Annotated in this window: 17 protein-coding genes and 1 other annotated feature; of the genes, 5 read left to right on the top strand and 12 right to left on the bottom strand. The window is 52.8% G+C overall.

Going from position 1 to position 17,827, the window contains the following annotated elements; all coding sequences use genetic code 11:
- Positions 1-54 precede the first annotated feature (54 nt).
- From dnaK to tal, 4 genes are all read right to left on the bottom strand, one after another.
- A complete protein-coding gene (gene dnaK / locus ACF8OF_RS03825) occupies positions 55-1,977 on the bottom strand; it encodes a molecular chaperone DnaK (protein WP_004242128.1) in 1,923 nt (640 codons plus the stop codon).
- 312 nt (positions 1,978-2,289) lie between these two features.
- Positions 2,290-3,588: an MFS transporter gene (locus ACF8OF_RS03830; protein WP_262859007.1), complete on the bottom strand. Its 1,299-nt coding sequence runs from the start codon at positions 3,586-3,588 to the stop codon at positions 2,290-2,292.
- Between the two features lie 121 nt (positions 3,589-3,709).
- The gene (gene mog, locus ACF8OF_RS03835) at positions 3,710-4,294 is read right to left on the bottom strand and encodes a molybdopterin adenylyltransferase (RefSeq protein WP_025153833.1); all 585 of its coding nucleotides are present in this window, start codon (positions 4,292-4,294) and stop codon (positions 3,710-3,712) included.
- A 106-nt stretch (positions 4,295-4,400) separates the two neighbouring features.
- Positions 4,401-5,354: a transaldolase gene (tal, locus tag ACF8OF_RS03840; protein ID WP_004237118.1), complete on the bottom strand. Its 954-nt coding sequence runs from the start codon at positions 5,352-5,354 to the stop codon at positions 4,401-4,403.
- A 321-nt stretch (positions 5,355-5,675) separates the two neighbouring features.
- Here tal and yaaA point away from each other — a divergent pair, with 321 nt between their 5' ends.
- A complete protein-coding gene (gene yaaA / locus ACF8OF_RS03845; protein ID WP_279797413.1) occupies positions 5,676-6,458 on the top strand; it encodes a peroxide stress protein YaaA in 783 nt (260 codons plus the stop codon).
- A gap of 60 nt (positions 6,459-6,518) precedes the next feature.
- On the opposite strand, the gene thrC is transcribed toward yaaA, so the two are convergent.
- From thrC to thrL, 4 genes are all read right to left on the bottom strand, one after another.
- Positions 6,519-7,811: a threonine synthase gene (thrC, locus tag ACF8OF_RS03850; protein ID WP_279797416.1), complete on the bottom strand. Its 1,293-nt coding sequence runs from the start codon at positions 7,809-7,811 to the stop codon at positions 6,519-6,521.
- Positions 7,812-7,820: 9 nt separating this feature from the next.
- On the bottom strand, positions 7,821-8,753 hold the full coding sequence (gene thrB / locus ACF8OF_RS03855) for a homoserine kinase (RefSeq protein WP_274370522.1): 933 nt from the start codon (positions 8,751-8,753) through the stop codon (positions 7,821-7,823).
- 3 nt (positions 8,754-8,756) lie between these two features.
- The gene (thrA, locus tag ACF8OF_RS03860) at positions 8,757-11,216 is read right to left on the bottom strand and encodes a bifunctional aspartate kinase/homoserine dehydrogenase I (protein WP_392495772.1); all 2,460 of its coding nucleotides are present in this window, start codon (positions 11,214-11,216) and stop codon (positions 8,757-8,759) included.
- Between the two features lie 29 nt (positions 11,217-11,245).
- Positions 11,246-11,359: a sequence feature (Thr leader region), on the bottom strand.
- On the bottom strand, positions 11,301-11,390 hold the full coding sequence (gene thrL, locus ACF8OF_RS03865; protein WP_146749693.1) for a thr operon leader peptide: 90 nt from the start codon (positions 11,388-11,390) through the stop codon (positions 11,301-11,303). (Overlaps the previous feature by 59 nt.)
- Before the next feature lie 615 nt (positions 11,391-12,005).
- Between thrL and arcA the strand changes: the two genes are divergently transcribed.
- Positions 12,006-12,722 (top strand): two-component system response regulator ArcA, encoded by a 717-nt coding sequence (gene arcA, locus ACF8OF_RS03870; RefSeq protein WP_004237112.1) that lies wholly within the window; start codon positions 12,006-12,008, stop codon positions 12,720-12,722.
- Between the two features lie 79 nt (positions 12,723-12,801).
- Here the strand turns inward: arcA and creA are convergent, their stop codons facing one another.
- On the bottom strand, positions 12,802-13,293 hold the full coding sequence (gene creA, locus ACF8OF_RS03875; protein ID WP_139294275.1) for a protein CreA: 492 nt from the start codon (positions 13,291-13,293) through the stop codon (positions 12,802-12,804).
- A gap of 210 nt (positions 13,294-13,503) precedes the next feature.
- Here creA and robA point away from each other — a divergent pair, with 210 nt between their 5' ends.
- Positions 13,504-14,424 carry an MDR efflux pump AcrAB transcriptional activator RobA gene (robA, locus tag ACF8OF_RS03880; protein ID WP_279797425.1) on the top strand — a complete coding sequence of 307 codons (921 nt, stop codon included), beginning with the start codon at positions 13,504-13,506 and terminating at the stop codon, positions 14,422-14,424.
- A gap of 76 nt (positions 14,425-14,500) precedes the next feature.
- Here the strand turns inward: robA and gpmB are convergent, their stop codons facing one another.
- Positions 14,501-15,148 carry a 2,3-diphosphoglycerate-dependent phosphoglycerate mutase GpmB gene (gene gpmB / locus ACF8OF_RS03885; RefSeq protein WP_262882631.1) on the bottom strand — a complete coding sequence of 216 codons (648 nt, stop codon included), beginning with the start codon at positions 15,146-15,148 and terminating at the stop codon, positions 14,501-14,503.
- 189 nt (positions 15,149-15,337) lie between these two features.
- Between gpmB and yjjX the strand changes: the two genes are divergently transcribed.
- A complete protein-coding gene (gene yjjX / locus ACF8OF_RS03890) occupies positions 15,338-15,874 on the top strand; it encodes an inosine/xanthosine triphosphatase (RefSeq protein ID WP_004237108.1) in 537 nt (178 codons plus the stop codon).
- A 50-nt stretch (positions 15,875-15,924) separates the two neighbouring features.
- On the opposite strand, the gene ACF8OF_RS03895 is transcribed toward yjjX, so the two are convergent.
- The gene (locus ACF8OF_RS03895) at positions 15,925-16,467 is read right to left on the bottom strand and encodes a GNAT family N-acetyltransferase (protein ID WP_392495773.1); all 543 of its coding nucleotides are present in this window, start codon (positions 16,465-16,467) and stop codon (positions 15,925-15,927) included.
- A 169-nt stretch (positions 16,468-16,636) separates the two neighbouring features.
- On the opposite strand from ACF8OF_RS03895, the gene ACF8OF_RS03900 reads away from it, so the two are divergent.
- Positions 16,637-17,500: a helix-turn-helix domain-containing protein gene (locus ACF8OF_RS03900; RefSeq protein ID WP_392495774.1), complete on the top strand. Its 864-nt coding sequence runs from the start codon at positions 16,637-16,639 to the stop codon at positions 17,498-17,500.
- Between the two features lies 1 nt (position 17,501).
- On the opposite strand, the gene trpR is transcribed toward ACF8OF_RS03900, so the two are convergent.
- Positions 17,502-17,807 carry a trp operon repressor gene (gene trpR, locus ACF8OF_RS03905; protein WP_072872023.1) on the bottom strand — a complete coding sequence of 102 codons (306 nt, stop codon included), beginning with the start codon at positions 17,805-17,807 and terminating at the stop codon, positions 17,502-17,504.
- Positions 17,808-17,827 lie beyond the last annotated feature (20 nt).

A 17,827-nucleotide genomic window follows, 5' to 3' on the forward strand; every position in this document is an offset into this window, starting at 1 on the left:
CCCGTGCCGGTTTTCAGTGATTAATAACAGTCATCACCGCGCCCGCTAAGGGCCTTATTTTTTGTCTTTGCTGTCGTCAACTTCTTCGAATTCAGCATCAACAACATCATCATTTTTACCTGCATCCTGCGCGGCATCAGCACCTGCTGCACCTGCCTGCGCCTGCTGCTGGGCAATTTCCATCAGTTTGGCAGAGGCATCGATCAGGGCTTTCGTTTTCTCTTCGATAGCCGCTTTATCTTCGCCTTTCGCTGCGATCTCCAGCTCACTCACCGCCTGCTCGATTTTCACTTTATCGTCGCCCGGCAGTTTGTCGCCCGCTTCTTCGATCTGTTTACGGGTAGCGTGAACCAGCTGATCGGCCTGGTTACGGACCTGAACCAGCTCTTCGAACTTACGGTCAGCTTCGGCGTTCGCTTCCGCATCACGTACCATTTTCTGGATCTCTTCCTCGTTCAGACCGGAAGAAGCCTTGATGGTGATGTTCTGCTCACGGCCGCTGTTTTTGTCTTTCGCGGACACATGCAGGATACCGTCGGCATCGATGTCAAAGGTGACTTCGATCTGCGGCATACCGCGTGGTGCAGCCTGAATACCATCCAGGTTAAACTGACCCAGCGATTTGTTGTCACCGGAACGTTTACGCTCACCCTGCAGAACATGGATAGTTACCGCAGACTGGTTGTCTTCCGCTGTGGAGAACACCTGGCTGTGTTTGGTCGGGATAGTGGTGTTCTTCGCAATCAGCGGAGTCATCACGCCGCCCATGGTTTCGATACCCAGAGACAGCGGGGTAACGTCCAGCAGCAGCACGTCTTTAACATCACCACCTAACACACCGCCCTGTACCGCAGCACCAACAGCCACAGCTTCGTCCGGGTTCACGTCTTTACGTGGTTCTTTACCGAAGAAATCAGCAACGGTTTTCTGAACCAGCGGCATACGGGTCTGACCACCGACCAGGATAACATCATTGATGTCATTCACTGACAGGCCGGCATCCTGTAATGCAACTTTGACCGGGTCCATAGAGCGTTTAACCAGATCTTCAACCAGTGATTCCAGTTTCGCACGGGTCACTTTAATGTTCATGTGTTTAGGACCGGTCGCGTCCGCCGTGATGTACGGCAGGTTAACGTCAGTCTGCTGTGCGGAAGAAAGCTCGATTTTTGCTTTCTCGGCAGCTTCTTTCAGACGCTGCATTGCCAGCGGGTCGTTACGCAGATCGATACCCTGTTCTTTCTTAAACTCTTCAACCAGATAGTTGATCATGCGGCTGTCGAAGTCTTCACCCCCTAAGTGGGTGTCGCCGTTCGTTGCCAGCACTTCATAGGTTTTTTCGCCGTCAACTTCATCGATTTCGATGATGGAGATATCGAAAGTACCACCACCGAGGTCGAAGACCGCGATAGTACGGTTACCCACTTCACGGTCAAGGCCGTAAGCCAGTGCCGCTGCAGTCGGTTCGTTGATAATACGTTTTACATCCAGACCTGCGATACGGCCGGCATCTTTGGTTGCCTGACGCTGAGCATCGTTAAAGTAAGCAGGTACGGTGATAACCGCTTCGGTTACCGGCTCGCCGAGATAATCTTCAGCGGTTTTCTTCATTTTTTTCAGGACTTCAGCAGAAACCTGTGGTGGTGCCATTTTCTGGCCTTTTGCTTCCACCCATGCGTCGCCGTTATCAGAGCTGACAATTTTGTACGGCATGATGTTCATATCGCGGCGCACTTCTTCATCGTCAAAACGACGACCAATCAGACGTTTGATTGCAAACAGTGTGTTCTGCGGGTTGGTAACAGCCTGACGTTTTGCCGGCTGACCGACCAGGATTTCACCATCCTGTGTATACGCAATAATTGACGGCGTTGTGCGATCGCCTTCTGCGTTCTCCAGGACACGTGCCTGATTACCATCCATTACAGCAACACAAGAGTTAGTTGTACCTAAGTCGATACCAATAATTTTACCCATCTAAAGGCCTCCGAATAATTCTGTTCGTCTTACGCTACCCATGTATATGAGGTTCAATTTTCACTTTTCAAGAAAAAATTTTTCACTCACCCGTTACCCGGAACCTTTCCGGCGGTACCGGACACCCGCAGCGTTAAAGGGGATTCAACTGAGTTTCAGTTTCCGATGACAAGTAGATGGGGCCATAAATACATTCATCAAGGGGAAAATGAAAAAAAAACAGATTATTTAAAAGAAAATGATGAAACACTGAAAAATGCCGCGCTGACAGTCATATCAGCACGGCATTCACACAGCACAATGCAGGAGATATCAGGAGCTGAACACCATCATCCGCTGACGTACCGCCGCTTTCCCCATATACAGCCCCAGTAACAGGCCGATCAGCGAAAGCCCCAGCATATAATACGCCGGTGCCAGCGGTGTCCATTTCAGGAACAGCGTGACCACCACCGGCGTCAGTCCGCCGAAAATGGCATAAGAAAGATTGTAGGAGAACGAAATACCGCTGAAGCGGATCTCCGCCGGATAGCTGTTCACCATCACAAACGGCACCGCCCCCACCACGCCGACACTGAATCCGGCCAGTCCGTAGGTCAGCGACAGCGGTGTGCCCGGCTCACCGGCAGTCAGATAAAAATAGCCGGTGCAGACTGCCAGCAGCAGACTGCCGACGGTAAAGACCACAGAGGCGCCCAATTTGTCACACAGATAACCCGCCACCAGACACCCGGCGCACAGCGCCAGAATCGCGGTCATATTAGCAACAGACACCACCGCTTTCGCCAGACCGAATTCAGTCTGTAAATACGCCGGTGTCAGCAGGATCACCACCACAACCCCGGCGGAGAGCAACCAGGTCAGCAGCATGGAGATCACAATCGCTTCTTTGTGATTCACCACCACGGTTTTCAGCGGCAACTCTTTCGCCAGTGCTTTTTGCTGTTTCATCTCCTGAAAGATCGGCGTTTCCGCCAGCCAGCGGCGCAGATACAGTGCCACAAAGCCGAAAATCCCCCCGAGGAAGAACGGTACACGCCAGCCCCAGGCCAGCTGCTGCGCTTCAGTAAAGCGTGTCGCCATCATCATGGCCACCAGCGAGCCGAGCAGGATACCGACTGTCAGCCCCGCCGTCAGCGTGCCGCAGGCAATACCGATACGGTGCTTCGGCACATGCTCGGAGACAAATACCCAGGCACCCGGTACTTCCCCGCCGATCGCCGCCCCCTGCATCACACGCATTAATAAAAGCAGTAACGGCGCGGCAATACCGATAGATTCATAGGTCGGCAGCAGGCCGATACAGAGTGTCGGCACCGCCATCAGCAGAATACTGAGGGAGAACATTTTTTTACGCCCGACCAGGTCACCGAAATGTGCCATTACAATACCGCCCAGCGGGCGCACCAGATAACCGGCAGCAAAGATCCCGAAGGTCTGCATCTGCACCAGCCACGCGGGGATATCCGGCGGGAAGAACAGTTTGCCGATAGTGACGGCAAAAAAGATGAAAATAATAAAGTCGTAGAATTCGAGTGCGCCGCCCAGGGCCGCGAGAGAGAGTGTTTTATAATCCTGCCGGTTGAGTGTCCGGGGAATGGTCTGTGCCATGGGTTCACCTTTCCTGTCTTTACATTGCTGTTATCTTTACTTTACATAAACGGATAACCGCATCATAGGACAAGAAAGGTGTCCGGGGGAATGTTTTTTATTTTATGCTGAAAACGCAGTATTACTGCGGCTTTATTGCTGATTTCGGACGAAACGCCGCGACAATTTCAGGGTCAGTTTCAATGTAAGGCCCGTCGAGCAATTGTATACAATACGGTACACTTGCAAAAATACCGGAAACCATCACGTTGCCGTTTTCATCTTTCAGCCCTTCCAGGGTCTCAGCGATAGCTTTCGGCTGACCCGGCAGATTGAGGATCAGCGACTGATTGCGGATCACCCCCACCTGGCGGGATAAGATTGCCGTCGGCACAAATTTCAGGCTGATCTGACGCATCTGCTCGCCGAAACCCGGCATTTCACGATCCGCCACCGCCAGTGTTGCATCCGGAGTCACATCACGCCGCGCCGGGCCGGTTCCGCCGGTTGTCAGCACCAGATGGCAGCCGAATTCATCCACCAGCTCGCACAGCGTCTGGCTGATCATCGCTTCTTCATCCGGGATCAGGCGGGTTTCTGTCTGAAAAGGCGTGGTGATGGTTTTTTCCAGCCATGCCTGTAAGGCCGGAATGCCTTTATCTTCATAAATACCACCGGATGCGCGGTCAGAAACCGAGACAAGACCGATGCGCAACACATTGTTCATAGTCACCTCAACGTCATTTTGACTCCGGGGCACAGCATAGCATTGCCGCCGGAAACAAAAAAGGCAGCCTGCCGGCTGCCCTCTGTATCTGACTGTATTATAACGATTACAGCAAATCGGCGATCATTTTTTCCAGTTTGCCCTGGTCTACCGCAAACTTACGGATACCATCCGCCAGTTTCTCGGTTGCCATTGCATCACTGTGGTGACCCCAGTAGAACTCAGCTTCTGTCAGCGGTGCAGGACGCGCTTTCACTTCACCTTTGTATTCCAGTTTGCGTTCAACCGCACCGGTCGCTTCTGACAGCTCTTTCAGCAGTGCAGGGGCGATGGTCAGGCGGTCACAACCGGCCAGTTCCAGGATTTCACCTGAGTTACGGAAGCTTGCACCCATAACCACGGTTTTGTAGCCGTGCTCTTTGTAGTAGTTGTAGATTTCAGTCACTGAAATCACGCCCGGATCTTCTGCCGGTGCGAACTCTTTCTTGTCACTGTTTGCTTTGTACCAGTCGAGGATACGGCCGACAAACGGTGAAATCAGGTATACACCTGCTTCCGCGCAGGCACGCGCCTGAGCAAAGGAGAACAGCAGTGTCAGGTTACAGTTGATGCCTTCTTTTTCCAGCTGCTCCGCCGCGCGGATACCCTGCCAGGTGGAAGCCAGTTTGATCAGGATACGATCATTGCTGATACCGGCATCGTTATACAGTTTGATGAGACGTTTTGCTTTGGCGATACTTGCCTGCGTGTCATAAGAGAGACGGGCATCCACTTCTGTGGAGATGCGACCAGGGATCAGTTTCAGGATCTCCAGACCGATATTCACCGCCAGTTTGTCACCGGCATCGATAATCTGCTGTTCACGTGAATCGCTCTGCGCACGCGCCCAGGTCACCGCATCATCAATTAACTTACGGTACTCCGGAATCTGCGCCGCATTGAGGATCAGAGAAGGGTTGGTGGTGGCATCCTGTGGTTTATACAGTTTCATCGCTTCGATGTCACCGGTATCGGCCACGACCGTGGTCAGATTACGCAGGGAAGTTAATTTATCGGTCATTTTCGTCTCTCATCTTATGTCAGAAGATACCCGGAATAATTCGGGATGCCTGCCGGTGAACTTTGCGTAGTCAACACCCGGTAACCCTGAAGTATAACGAGTACAGATGGCAATATGCCGCAACTGCACCTGATAATATCACGGACAGCCCGCCGCGCAAGCAGGGAAAATCCGGTGCCGCACCGGTGGTCCGCCGTTATTCTGCGGTAATCCGGAGTGTCTCCTGTTTTGAGCCTGTCACCGATTACAGTGATTTGCCCGCTCTGTGCTTTTTTTTGGTAGAGTACCGTTAATAATGACAATATCAGACCGGAGCCGACCATGCTGCTGACTATTTCCCCTGCCAAAACCCTCGACTATGACAGCCCGTTAGCCACTGAACGCCATACACAGCCAGCGCTGCTGGCGCAGTCAGAAGCGCTGATGGAAACCTGCCGCAAACTGACCCCGGCGGATATCGGCTCGCTGATGCATATCAGTGATAAGCTGGCCGGACTGAATGCTGCCCGTTTCGGGGAGTGGCAGCCGGATTTCACGCCGGACAATGCCCGCCAGGCGATTCTGGCATTTAAAGGGGATGTGTATACCGGGATGCAGGCGGAAACCTTCAGTGAGGACGATTTTGATTTCGCCCAGCAGCATCTGCGTATGCTCTCCGGCCTGTACGGCGTGCTGCGCCCGCTGGATCTGATGCAGCCTTACCGCCTGGAAATGGGAACAAAACTCGCCAATCCGCGCGGCAACGATCTGTATGCGTTCTGGGGGGATATTATTACGGACAATCTGAATCAGGCACTGGCTGCACAGGGTGATAATGTGCTGGTCAATCTAGCCTCTGATGAATACTTTAAAGCGGTGAAGCCGGCGAAACTGAATGCGGTGATTATCAAACCGGTTTTCCTCGATGAGAAAAACGGCAAGTACAAAGTGATCAGCTTCTATGCGAAGAAAGCGCGCGGCCTGATGAGCCGGTTTATTATTCAGAACCGCCTGACGCAGCCGTCTCAGCTGACGGAATTTAACCTCGACGGTTACCGTTTTGACGAAAGCCAGTCCGGTGAACGGGAACTGGTGTTTACACGACCGGAACACCACGCAGCATAACCGCAGGATAATTCAACTGCGCCATCCGTGGCGCAGTCTTCTCACATAACTGACAGGAAGTTACGGCTCCACCGTCTTCAGCAGATAGTCCCGCAGCGCGGCAAAATCCGCCGGTAATACCGCTGACAGCAGCGGCAAATCAGCGCGTTCCGCCAGTTCTGCCGGTAACGGCAGTTTACTGCCCAGAATCGCTTCCACACTCTCCAGGAATTTGGCCGGATGCGCTGTGCCGAGGAAAATACCGTACTCACCCGGCTGCAAATCACTGCGCAGCAAACGATAGGCAATCGCGGCATGCGGCTCGGAAATATAGCCTTTCGCAGCCAGATCGCGCAGGGTTTCCCGGGTTTCATCATCACTTACCGCACCGGAACGCAGCTCTTTCAGAGACCAGCCTTCACGCGCAAACAGCGCCTCAATACGCGGCCAGTTATTCGGCTGGCTGACGTCCATGGCGTTGGATAACGTTGCCACGGTCGCCGCCGGTTTCCACTGCCCGTCCGCCAGATAGCGCGGCACCGTGTCGTTGGCATTGGTCGCGGCGATAAAGCGTTTCACCGGCAGCCCCATCGCTTTCGCCAGCACCCCGGCGGTCAGGTCACCGAAGTTGCCACTCGGCACCGAAAACACCAGTTCACCGCGTTTTTCCGCCGGAACCTGTGCCACCGCTTCAAAGTAATAACAGATTTGTGCCAGCAGACGGCTGATATTAATGGAGTTTGCCGAGTTCAGATGCAGCGTCTGTTTCAGTTCATCATCATCAAATGCCTGTTTCACCAGTGCCTGACAGGCATCGAAATCATCCTGCACCGCCACGGTGTGAATATTGCCGCCGAGAGTACAGAACAGTTTTTCCTGTAACGGACTGATTTTCCCCTGCGGATAAAGGATCACCACCTGCACGTTTTTCAGGCCGTAAAAGGCGTGTGCAACTGCCGCACCGGTATCCCCGGAAGTCGCGGTCAGAATAGTGACCGGTTTGTCACCGGCAACCGCTGCCAGCGCCTGGGCCATAAAACGCCCGCCGAAATCTTTGAATGCCAGTGTCGGGCCGTGAAACAGCTCCAGACAGGCCACATCCGGCTCCACCGGATTGAGCGGTGCCGGGAAGGCAAAGGCGGCACGGACACGCGCTGCCAGCTCAGCTTCCGGAATTTCATCACCAATCAGGGCATGCAGAATGGCGGTGCTGCGGCTGACAAAATCCATCGCCAGCAGCTTATCCATTTCCGCCGGTTCAAAAAACGGGATCTCACGCGGGAAGAACAGTCCCTGTCCGCGCCCCAGCCCCTGTTTTACCGCCTGTGCAAAACTGACTTTTTCACTCTCATCTTTTAAATTGTACAGTTCCATTTTTTACCTTTATGCACTTATCTGACGTGCGCCTTTGAGATCGAGACGGCACAGATGGACAAACCCTTCGCTGTTCTGCAAATACTGTGTGTTAAAGACATCCGCCACCTGCTCTGCCGCTGATTTGCTGTCACAGACCGCAAACAGGGTCGGCCCCGAGCCGGAGATGCCGCATGCCTTCGCGCCGCGTGCAAGCACCTGCTCACGGACCGCATCAAAATTCGGTAATAATTCACGGCGGTACGGCTCTGCCACCACATCACGGATCATCTCTGCTGCCAGATCCGCCTGTCCGGTATGACAGGCGTGGATAAACCCGGCCAGGTTGCGCCCGTGGCTGACAATATCCGCCCGTGAATAGGTCGCCGGTAAAATCGCCCGTGCCTGTGCCGTGGAGACTTTGATGCCGGGATACGCCATCACCCAGTACCAGTGTTCAAACCCCGGCACCGTCTGGCTGACGCTGTCACCGGTTTCAATATTGAGCTGTAATCCGCCCAGGAAACAAGGTGCGACATTGTCATAATGCACACTGCCGGAGATACGCCCTTCCATCTCGCCCATCAGGCGCAGCAGCGTCATTTCATCCAGCGGTCTGCCGGTATATTCGTTCAGTGCCACCAGCGCGGCTACCACCGAGCAGGCGCTGGAGCCCAGCCCCGAGCCTACCGGCATATTTTTTTCCAGCACCATGGCGACCGGCAGATCATCATGAATGATCTCACTGAACCGTTCACGGCACTGATACACAATATTGTGCTTCGGGTTCACCGGCAGCTTCCCGGCAAAACGCCCGCGGTTTCTGAGTGAAAACGTCTCTGCCTTCGCGATGGACACACAGTCGCCGAGCAGTGCCCCGCTGACCGGAGACACTGCCGCACCCAGCACATCGAACCCCACACTCACATTCCCGATTGACGCCGGTGCATAAATTTTTATCACGTTTTACACTCCCAGTTTCCATGACATTGTCCGCAGCACATCCGCAAATACCCCTGCCGCTGTCACATCATTCCCCGCGCCGTAACCACGCAGTACCAGCGGAATCGGCTGATAGTAGCGGGTATAAAACGCCAGGGCGTTCTCGCCGTTTTTCACTTTATACAGCGGATCATTGCCGTCTGCTTCCGTGATTTTCACCTGACAGCGGCCGTGATCGATAATGCCAACATAGCGTAAAACGCGCCCTGCTTCTGCGGCTTTCCCCACACGCGCAGCAAAGGCCGCATCCAGTGACGGCAGATTCGCCATAAAGGTGTTCACATCCCCGGAGGCATCAAAGTCCGGCGGCAGCACAGAATCCACCTCAATATCCGCTAATTCGAGGGAGAGCCCCGCTTCACGGGCCAGGATCAGCAGCTTACGCGCCACATCCATCCCGGAGAGATCATCACGCGGATCCGGCTCGGTAAAGCCTTTGGCTTTCGCCGCCGCTGTTGCCTCAGACAGTGACATCCCTTCATCCAGCATACCGAAAATAAAGGAGAGCGAACCGGACAGAATACCGCTGAACTGAACCAGCTCATCCCCCGCATTGAGCAGGTTTTGCAGGTTTTCGATCACCGGCAGCCCGGCACCGACGTTGGTGTCATAACGGAACTGACGTTTTGATGCCGCTGCCGCACTGCGCAGTTCATGGTAATAATCCATCGACAGGGTGTTGGCTTTTTTGTTCGGCGTCACCACGTTGAAACCGTCCTTCAGGAAATCCGCATATTGCAGGGCGATTTCCTCATTCGACGTACAGTCCACAATCACCGGGTTGAGGAAGTGATATTCTTTTTCCAGGCGGATCAGACGGCTAAGGCTGAACGGCTCTTTGGCCTGCGCCAGCGACTGATGCCAGTCCTGCAAATCAATGCCGCGCATATTGGTCAGCATCGCTTTTGAGTTGGCGATACCGCACACGCGCAGGTCGATACTCCGGGCTTTCAGCCATGCCTGCTGGCGGCGGATCTGCTCCAGCAGCGCACTGCCGACCCCGCCGGTGCCCACCACAAACACCTCCACAATGCGGTCAGTGTTAAACAGCATCTGGTGACACAGGCGCACACCCGCCGCCGCGAGATCATTATCCACCACCGCAGAAATGGAACGCTCGGATGAGCCCTGCGCAATCGCAATGATATTGATATTGGCGCGGGTCAGTGCTGAGAAGAACCGGGCGGAAATTCCTTTGAGTGTCCGCATACCGTCCCCGACCACGGAGACAATCGCCAGGTTATCCAGCACGTCCAGCGGGTCGAGCACGCCCTCTTTCAGCTCCAGATAAAATTCCTCTTCCAGCGCCTGCTGAGTGCGCGCCTTATCTTTCTGCGCCACACAGAAACTGATGCTGTATTCGGAAGAAGACTGAGTAATCAGTACGATAGAAATATTGCGGCGGGACATCACCGTAAACACCCGCGCTGCCATCCCGACCATCCCTTTCATGCCCGGCCCGGAGACGTTAAACATCGCCATATTATTCAGGTTGGTGATCCCCTTCACCGGCAGGCTGTCATCCCGCTGACCGTCGCCGATCAGCGTGCCCGGCGCGTCCGGATTGAGCGTGTTTTTAATCAGGCACGGGATCTGGAACTGAGCAATCGGCGCAATAGTGCGCGGATGCAGGACTTTTGCCCCAAAATAGGAAAGCTCCATCGCCTCCTGATACGACATGCCTTTCAGCAGACGGGCATCCGGGACAAAACGCGGATCACAGGTATACACACCGTCCACGTCAGTCCAGATCTCACAGCAGGCCGCTCGCAGACACGCCGCCAGTACCGCTGCGGAATAATCAGAGCCGTTACGTCCCAGCACCACCAGCTCGCCGTTTTCATTACCGGCGGTGAATCCCGCCATCAGAATGATGTGGTCAGACGGAATATTCAGCGCTGCAATGCGTTTTGTTGATTCATTAATATCGACAGTGGATTCGAGATAACCGCCAACCGCCAGCAGATTCGCCACCGGGTCAATCACCGTCACTTTATGGCCGCGGGCTTTCAGCAGTGATGCCATCACGGCGATAGAAAAACGCTCACCGCAGCTGATCATATTGGCATTGATGCCGTCCGGACACTGTCCCAGCAGTGACACGCCATGCAATACCCGGCGGATCCGGCTGATTTCCTGCTCTGTTTCATGCTTCAGCCGGTCATATTCAAAGCCCGGCACCGCATCGCGCAGCCCGTCCAGAATCGCGCCGAGGATCGCGGCGGCATCGTGTACCAGGGTGTTTGCTTCCTGCCCGCTGACGGTCTGCTCCACCATCGCCACTAAGTAATTAGTGATTTTCGCCGGTGCGGAAAGCACCATGGCGAGCTGTCCCTGTGCGAGTTTTTTCTCCGCAATGCCTGCGATGTTCAGTATACGATCCGCGTTTGCCACGGATGTGCCGCCAAATTTAAGTACACGCATGTGTCACCTGCTCCTGCCGTTTTTAGTCCAAAAAAAAAGCCCGCACAGTCATTGTGCGGGCTTTTTTCGTGATTCAGATATGCGTCAGCCCGCACCGCCGGTGGTAATGGTGGTGGTGGTGGTAATAATAATCATGGTCAGGCTGTGATTACGCATGGGGTTCCTGTCTGTCATTTGTCTGGTTAACCCTATTACGGTTAAAGGAAAGGCAGGTTGATGTCAAATTATTCTTCAGATTTGCCCGCAGAATCAGACAATTTGAATCTGATCACATATCAGTATAAAAAGAAATTACGGCAAATTAACGCCGTTATCATCTCATCAACCGGCATTTAATTTTACAGAACCAGGAGTTTCTGTATTTTTTCACTTTTATCATACAGGTTGCGTTTTTCGCTGTTTACCCGGCAGAAAAATGTACAATAATCAGACAAGTCAGATATAATGCTTAACATTGTATTTCTATTTATTTGACAATCATTAAAACCGGCAATTAACAATTGAAAATTGTGTTAACGTGCTACAATTGATTTTGATATGTATCAACAAAGGTTAGATTTCCGGATGGTAAATGATTGGGTTGCTGTTATATTGGTGTTAATAGACTAATATTGGTACGAATCGTTTCAATTCCTTACGTTCTGAGTTGAGTGATTGTTAAAATGCGGTCTGAACAAGATTTTTTTCTGTCTGTGGTGATGTGCCGGACATAACCACAACGATACCGGCACCGGTTACACAGGCAGATAATCAGATTTCTTATTATTCTAAGTAATTTAGGTAGCGACTATGCAAACCCCGCATATTTTAATTGTTGAAGATGAAATCGTCACCCGTAACACCCTGAAAAGTATTTTCGAAGCAGAGGGTTACGTGGTACATGAAGCCACTGACGGTGCAGAGATGCACAATGTGCTGTCAGACCATGATATCAATTTGGTTATCATGGACATCAACCTCCCGGGAAAAAATGGTCTGTTGCTGGCGCGTGAGCTCCGCGAACAGGCAAACGTGGCACTGATGTTCTTAACCGGCCGTGATAATGAAGTGGATAAAATCCTCGGTCTGGAAATCGGTGCTGATGACTACATCACCAAGCCGTTTAACCCGCGTGAACTGACTATCCGCGCACGCAACTTACTGTCACGGACCATGAATCTGGCCGGTGGCAGCGAAGAGCGCCGCAGTGTGGAAAGTTACAAGTTCAACGGCTGGGAACTGGATATCAACAGCCGCTCATTAATCGGACCAACCGGCGAACAGTACAAGCTGCCGCGCAGTGAGTTCCGTGCAATGCTGCACTTCTGTGAGAATCCGGGCAAAATTCAGACCCGTGCTGAACTGCTCAAGAAAATGACCGGCCGTGAACTGAAACCGCATGACCGTACCGTGGATGTCACCATCCGCCGTATCCGTAAGCATTTCGAGTCCACACCGGATACGCCGGAAATCATCGCCACCATTCACGGCGAAGGTTACCGGTTCTGCGGCGACCTCGAAGAGTAATCTTCCGCTGCGGTAACGTATATACGAAATCCCCGGTGATGCCGAGCACCACCGGGGATTTGTTGTTGCTGTTATCCGGTTATTTGTTCCACGGTATAATCGGCACCGCACTCAGCGCATTCTTCGGCGAGCCATCGACCACTTTGTCTGAATAAGTCAGATAAATCAGCGCATGACGTTTCTCATCATAGAAACGAACCACTTGTAACTTTTTGAATACCATGGATGTCCGTTTCTGGAACACCACCTGGCCTTTATCTTTACGGCCTTTTTTCACTTTATCACTGACTGTAACCGGCCCGACCTGCTGACAGGAAATCGCGGCATCAGAGGTATCTTCCGCCAGACCCAGCCCGCCTTTTATCCCGCCGGTTTTTGCCCGGCTCAGGTAGCAGGTAATATTTTCCACATCCGGATCATCAAAGGCTTCCACCACAATCTTGTGATCCGGCCCCAGAATTTTGAATACGGTGTCCACAGAGCCGATTTCTTCAGCATGGCTCAAAAAGGATAACGAACTCAATGAAATAGCTGTGATAATTCCCAGTATAGACCGGTGAGTCTGATTCATAATATTAATAGCCCAAGAAAACCATTTGAAAATTGTATGATTTTAAAGATAATCCATCTTACCAGTTTATGACAGTCGCCCTGTTCTTAAAACATTTTTCCGGCCAAAAGTAATAATTGGTAAATGATTATCTTGTTGATAATCACTCAGGTTAGAATATAAATTCGTTATATCTCTTTCAGAACTTCATCAATCCAATAAGGGAGATGTATGGATCAGACCAGCATCATTCGCGATTTACTCCGTTGGTTAGATGAGCATTTAGATCAGCCACTTTCCCTCGATAACGTCGCTGCGAAGGCAGGCTACTCCAAGTGGCATTTACAACGTATGTTCAAGGACGTTACCGGTGAAGCCATCGGCGCTTACATCCGCGCCCGCCGTTTATCACGCGCAGCCATTGCACTGCGGCTGACTGCCCGTCCTATTTTAGATATCGCCTTACAGTATCGTTTCGATTCTCAGCAAACCTTTACCCGCGCATTCAAGAAACAGTTTAATAAAACACCGGCACTGTACCGCCGTCTTGATGATTGGTGCTCTGACGGAATTTGTTCCGCGATTCTTCTCGATGATACCCCGATGCCGGAACATGAGTTTGTCACACTGCCGCCGCTTGCCGTTACCGGAATTGAGCACAGCTGTTCCCACCGTCTGGAAGACTGGGCTACCGCTTGTACCCATATGCGTCAGGAGTTCTGGCTGCATCATGTTTCCGTGGCGAAAATCATTCCGGATTATGTGTACGGGCTGTACCGCACCACCCGCAATCCGGATAAAGAAGATGAGCAGACGGTGACATATACTACCGCCGTTGCAAGTGAATTTGCCGCCTTCACAACTGAGGAAAATGTCCGCGAAATGGAGATGCCGGGCGGGGAATATCTCTGCTTTACCTTCAGCGGTATTCCTTACCGCAGCGCCATACAGGATTTCCTGTTCACCATTTATGGTCAGTGTGTGCCGCGCCTGGGGATCACCCGCCGCCGCGGTTATGATATTGAGCGGTATAAGCTGAAGAAAGGTGCCGATATCCGGTATCCGGATGTGGCTGATGTGGATGATACCGATCCGCGCCGTCATATTGAGGAATTTAAGTACTACATTCCTGTCAGACGCGATCCGCAGTAATCACTGCCGCAGAACAAACACCGCCGCCGGTGGTGGTGTCTTGTTCACCCGGGCGGTGTCTGATTTACCGTTTTACTCAGCGCTGTACTTCATCCAGCGCCGGAAGACTCAGATGTGTGGTGTCACCGGCCGTCTCAACCACCCAGCCATCCGCCAGCCACGGGCTTTCCTGATACTCCAGTACGGATAACGAACAGTTACGCAGACGCAGACGGCGTTCCGCATACGCAGGCAGCCCCAGCACAGAGCCAATCAGGCATCCCAGCGCAATACCGTGACTGACCAGCAGGACTTTGCTGCCCTCCGGCAGATCCAGGGTGCTTTCCAGCGCCGCCCGCATACGGCTTTCCAGCTCCGCGAGCGATTCCCCTTCCGGGATCCGCCCGTCTTCCGCGCCGTTAAGCAGGCTTTTACGCCAGCCCTCTTCTTCTTCGGTCAGGGTATGGATCTGACGCTTTTCCAGCACGCCCATATTGAGCTCACGCAGACGCGGATCCGCAATAATCTCACAACCGCAGGCTTCTGCGATCAGTTTCGCGGTCTGCTGTGTGCGGCCCAGATCACTGGCAATAATATGGGTGATCCCTTCATTTTTCAGACGCGCGGCAACCTGCTTCGCCTGATCGATACCATTTTGTGTTAACGGGCTGTCAGAATGACCCTGGATACGGCGCTGAACGTTCCATTCAGTTTCACCGTGACGGACAAGAAATACCTGTGACATAACTATCAATCTCTGTTTTTACTGTGTGAAAGTCTGATTACCCCGCTACCATACCGTAAAAACATTCCCGGGATCACGCTTTATCCCTGAAACGCTTTCACCGCACGGCACCGTCTAAAAAAATCTGCGGAAAGCCGTCAATATTCGCTATACTGCGGCAAACATAATTACGTGGATAGTTTAATTATCATGTTTCATATTATCGCAGCAACGACTAATCCGGCTAAAATTCAGGCTATCCGTTCCGCTTTTGAAGTGGTACTGGGTAACGGCAATTTTGATATTGAAGATGTGAATGTGGACAGCAGTGTGCCGCAGCAGCCTATCGGGAACACCGAGACCCGTACCGGCGCCCGCCAGCGCGTCAATGCCGCCCGTCAGGTCAGACCGGAAGCCGATTTCTGGGTTGGTGTTGAGGCAGGTATTGAAGGCGATATGACCTTTGCCTGGATTGTTATCGAGCACCGCCAGCTGCGCGGGGAATCCCGTTCCGCCAGTCTGATGCTGCCGGAAAAAATTCTTGCGGGGATCCGTGAAGGCCGTGAGCTGGGTGATGAAATGGCTGACCTGACCGGGGTCGAAGATATCAAACAAAAAGGCGGGGCGATCGGTTTCTTCACCGGTGGCGCGCTGACCCGGACCAGTGTCTATGAGCAGGCGATTATCCTGGCGCTGGTGCCTATCCAGCACGAAATTTATAAGTCCCTGAACACCAAAGAATCCTGATCTGAAAAACCGGACCGGTAATTACCGGCCCGGCGACCTTCCCAGCACCATTACGGCTGTGCCAGCCACTCTTCCCGCGTAATGCGGCTGATATGTTCAGTCCGGTAATCATTCAGGAACGGATTAAATTTGTTCTCTTCCGTATGATGATGACGGAACCCGCATTTGGCCTGTGCGCGGTGTGACTGTTCATTGTTTTCAAAATAGCCGCACCACAGTGCCTCCAGCTCCAGGGTTTCAAATGCATGGCGCATCACTTCCCTGACCGCTTCCGGGATCAGCCCCTGTCCCCAGTACGGCACACCAATCCAGTAGGCGATCTCCCCTTCCCGCTGACTGATATCAAAGTTGCTGTTTTCACCGATCAGAATCCCGATGCATCCCACCGCCCGTCCGCTCGCTTTCAGTTCCGTGGCATAAACCTCATCAAGGTTAAAGACGGTGCGGATAATATCCGCACTTTCCGCAACGCAGCTGTGCGGCGGCCAGCCGGCTATCGGGCCGACACGGTCATCTTTCGCCACGTCATATAAATCGGCGGCATCGGTTTCTGCCCACGGGCGCAAAATCATACGTTCTGTTTCTAATGTCATACGGCTTACCTTACTTCAGTTATACATTCAGCCTCAGCGGCTCTCTCTGTGATGACGGGAAGTGTAGCCTGACGTCAGACCGGCGGTAAGCAACAAACCTCCGCACTTTCGGTACTTTTGAAAACTATTGTGATAAATTTCCTCTGATATCTGCTTTTGGATGGCAAAAATGGCAACTCACGATATTACACTGACAGACCAGATTCCGGTGCTGACGGAAGAAACAGACACATTGCTGACAGGGGAAAGCACACTGACCGATCACAACGGCGTGCCGCTGACCTTCGGAAATGCGTATCTCACCCTGATGATCTGCCGGACGGGATACGCGCATATGACGCTGAATTTTAAATCTCAGGCTGTGCGGGCAGGGGGTATTCTGGTGCTGGCGGAAGATACGATCGCACTGCTGAAAAGGCGCTCGCGGGGATTCCGTGTGTTTTTTTGCCTGATCCCGGCCTCCTTCTCTGCCGAAATCGCTTATGTCCTGCCGAATCCGCTGTTTCTGTTTCTGCATGAATATCCCCGCTGCATCCCGCTGCCGGAGGAAAAACCGCTGCTGACAATGTGGCTGGCACAAATGCAGGATATCACCCGCAACAGCCCGGTTTACCGGCATATTATGCAGCGTAATCATTTACAGAATCTGTTTTTGCGGATAGCGGAAAGAATGCCGCCGGATGCCCCGGCAACCACACAAAAATACAGCCGGAAAGAGACGCTGTGCTGGCGGTTCTGGGAACTTATCTGCCGCCACAGCCGGGAACACAGGGATGTGCAGTACTATGCGCGGCAGTTAAATATTACGCCGTTTTATCTGTCACAGCTGACCGGAACGTTTTTCAATCATTCACCCAAGTCACTGATCAACCGCCGGGTTATCCCTGAAATCAAGACACTCCTGCGTTACAGCACGCTGTCAGTGGAGCAAATCGCAGACAAACTGCACTTTGATGATCCGTCCTACCTGTGCCGCTATTTCAGACGGGAAACCGGCATTTCCCTGACAACGTACCGGCGGCAGAACCGCTGAGTTATTTTTTGCTGCTGAGGAGTTCCTGCTCCAGCCAGGCTTTCACCTCTTCCGGAGCATATTTCAGGCTGTTGGAGCCGCGGGTGATGGTCGCAATGCCGACCCCCAGCTCACTTTTCAGCTCACGCTGGCTCATCTTACCGCGCAGCAGTTCCTCGACGATCCGCACACGTGTTCCCAGCGCTGTGCGCTCATCCGGGGTAAACAGCAGCTGAAAAAGGTGGGATTCAATATCCTGTGAATAGGCGTTGCGCAGCAGGCTGACAAAGCGCTGCCAGTCGCTGTCCTGAAGTTGGTCTGTCGTCATGTGTCACCCCATAGGATCGG

Source organism: Morganella sp. TYF_1, from assembly GCF_043105645.1.
GTDB lineage: Bacteria > Pseudomonadota > Gammaproteobacteria > Enterobacterales > Enterobacteriaceae > Morganella > Morganella morganii_B.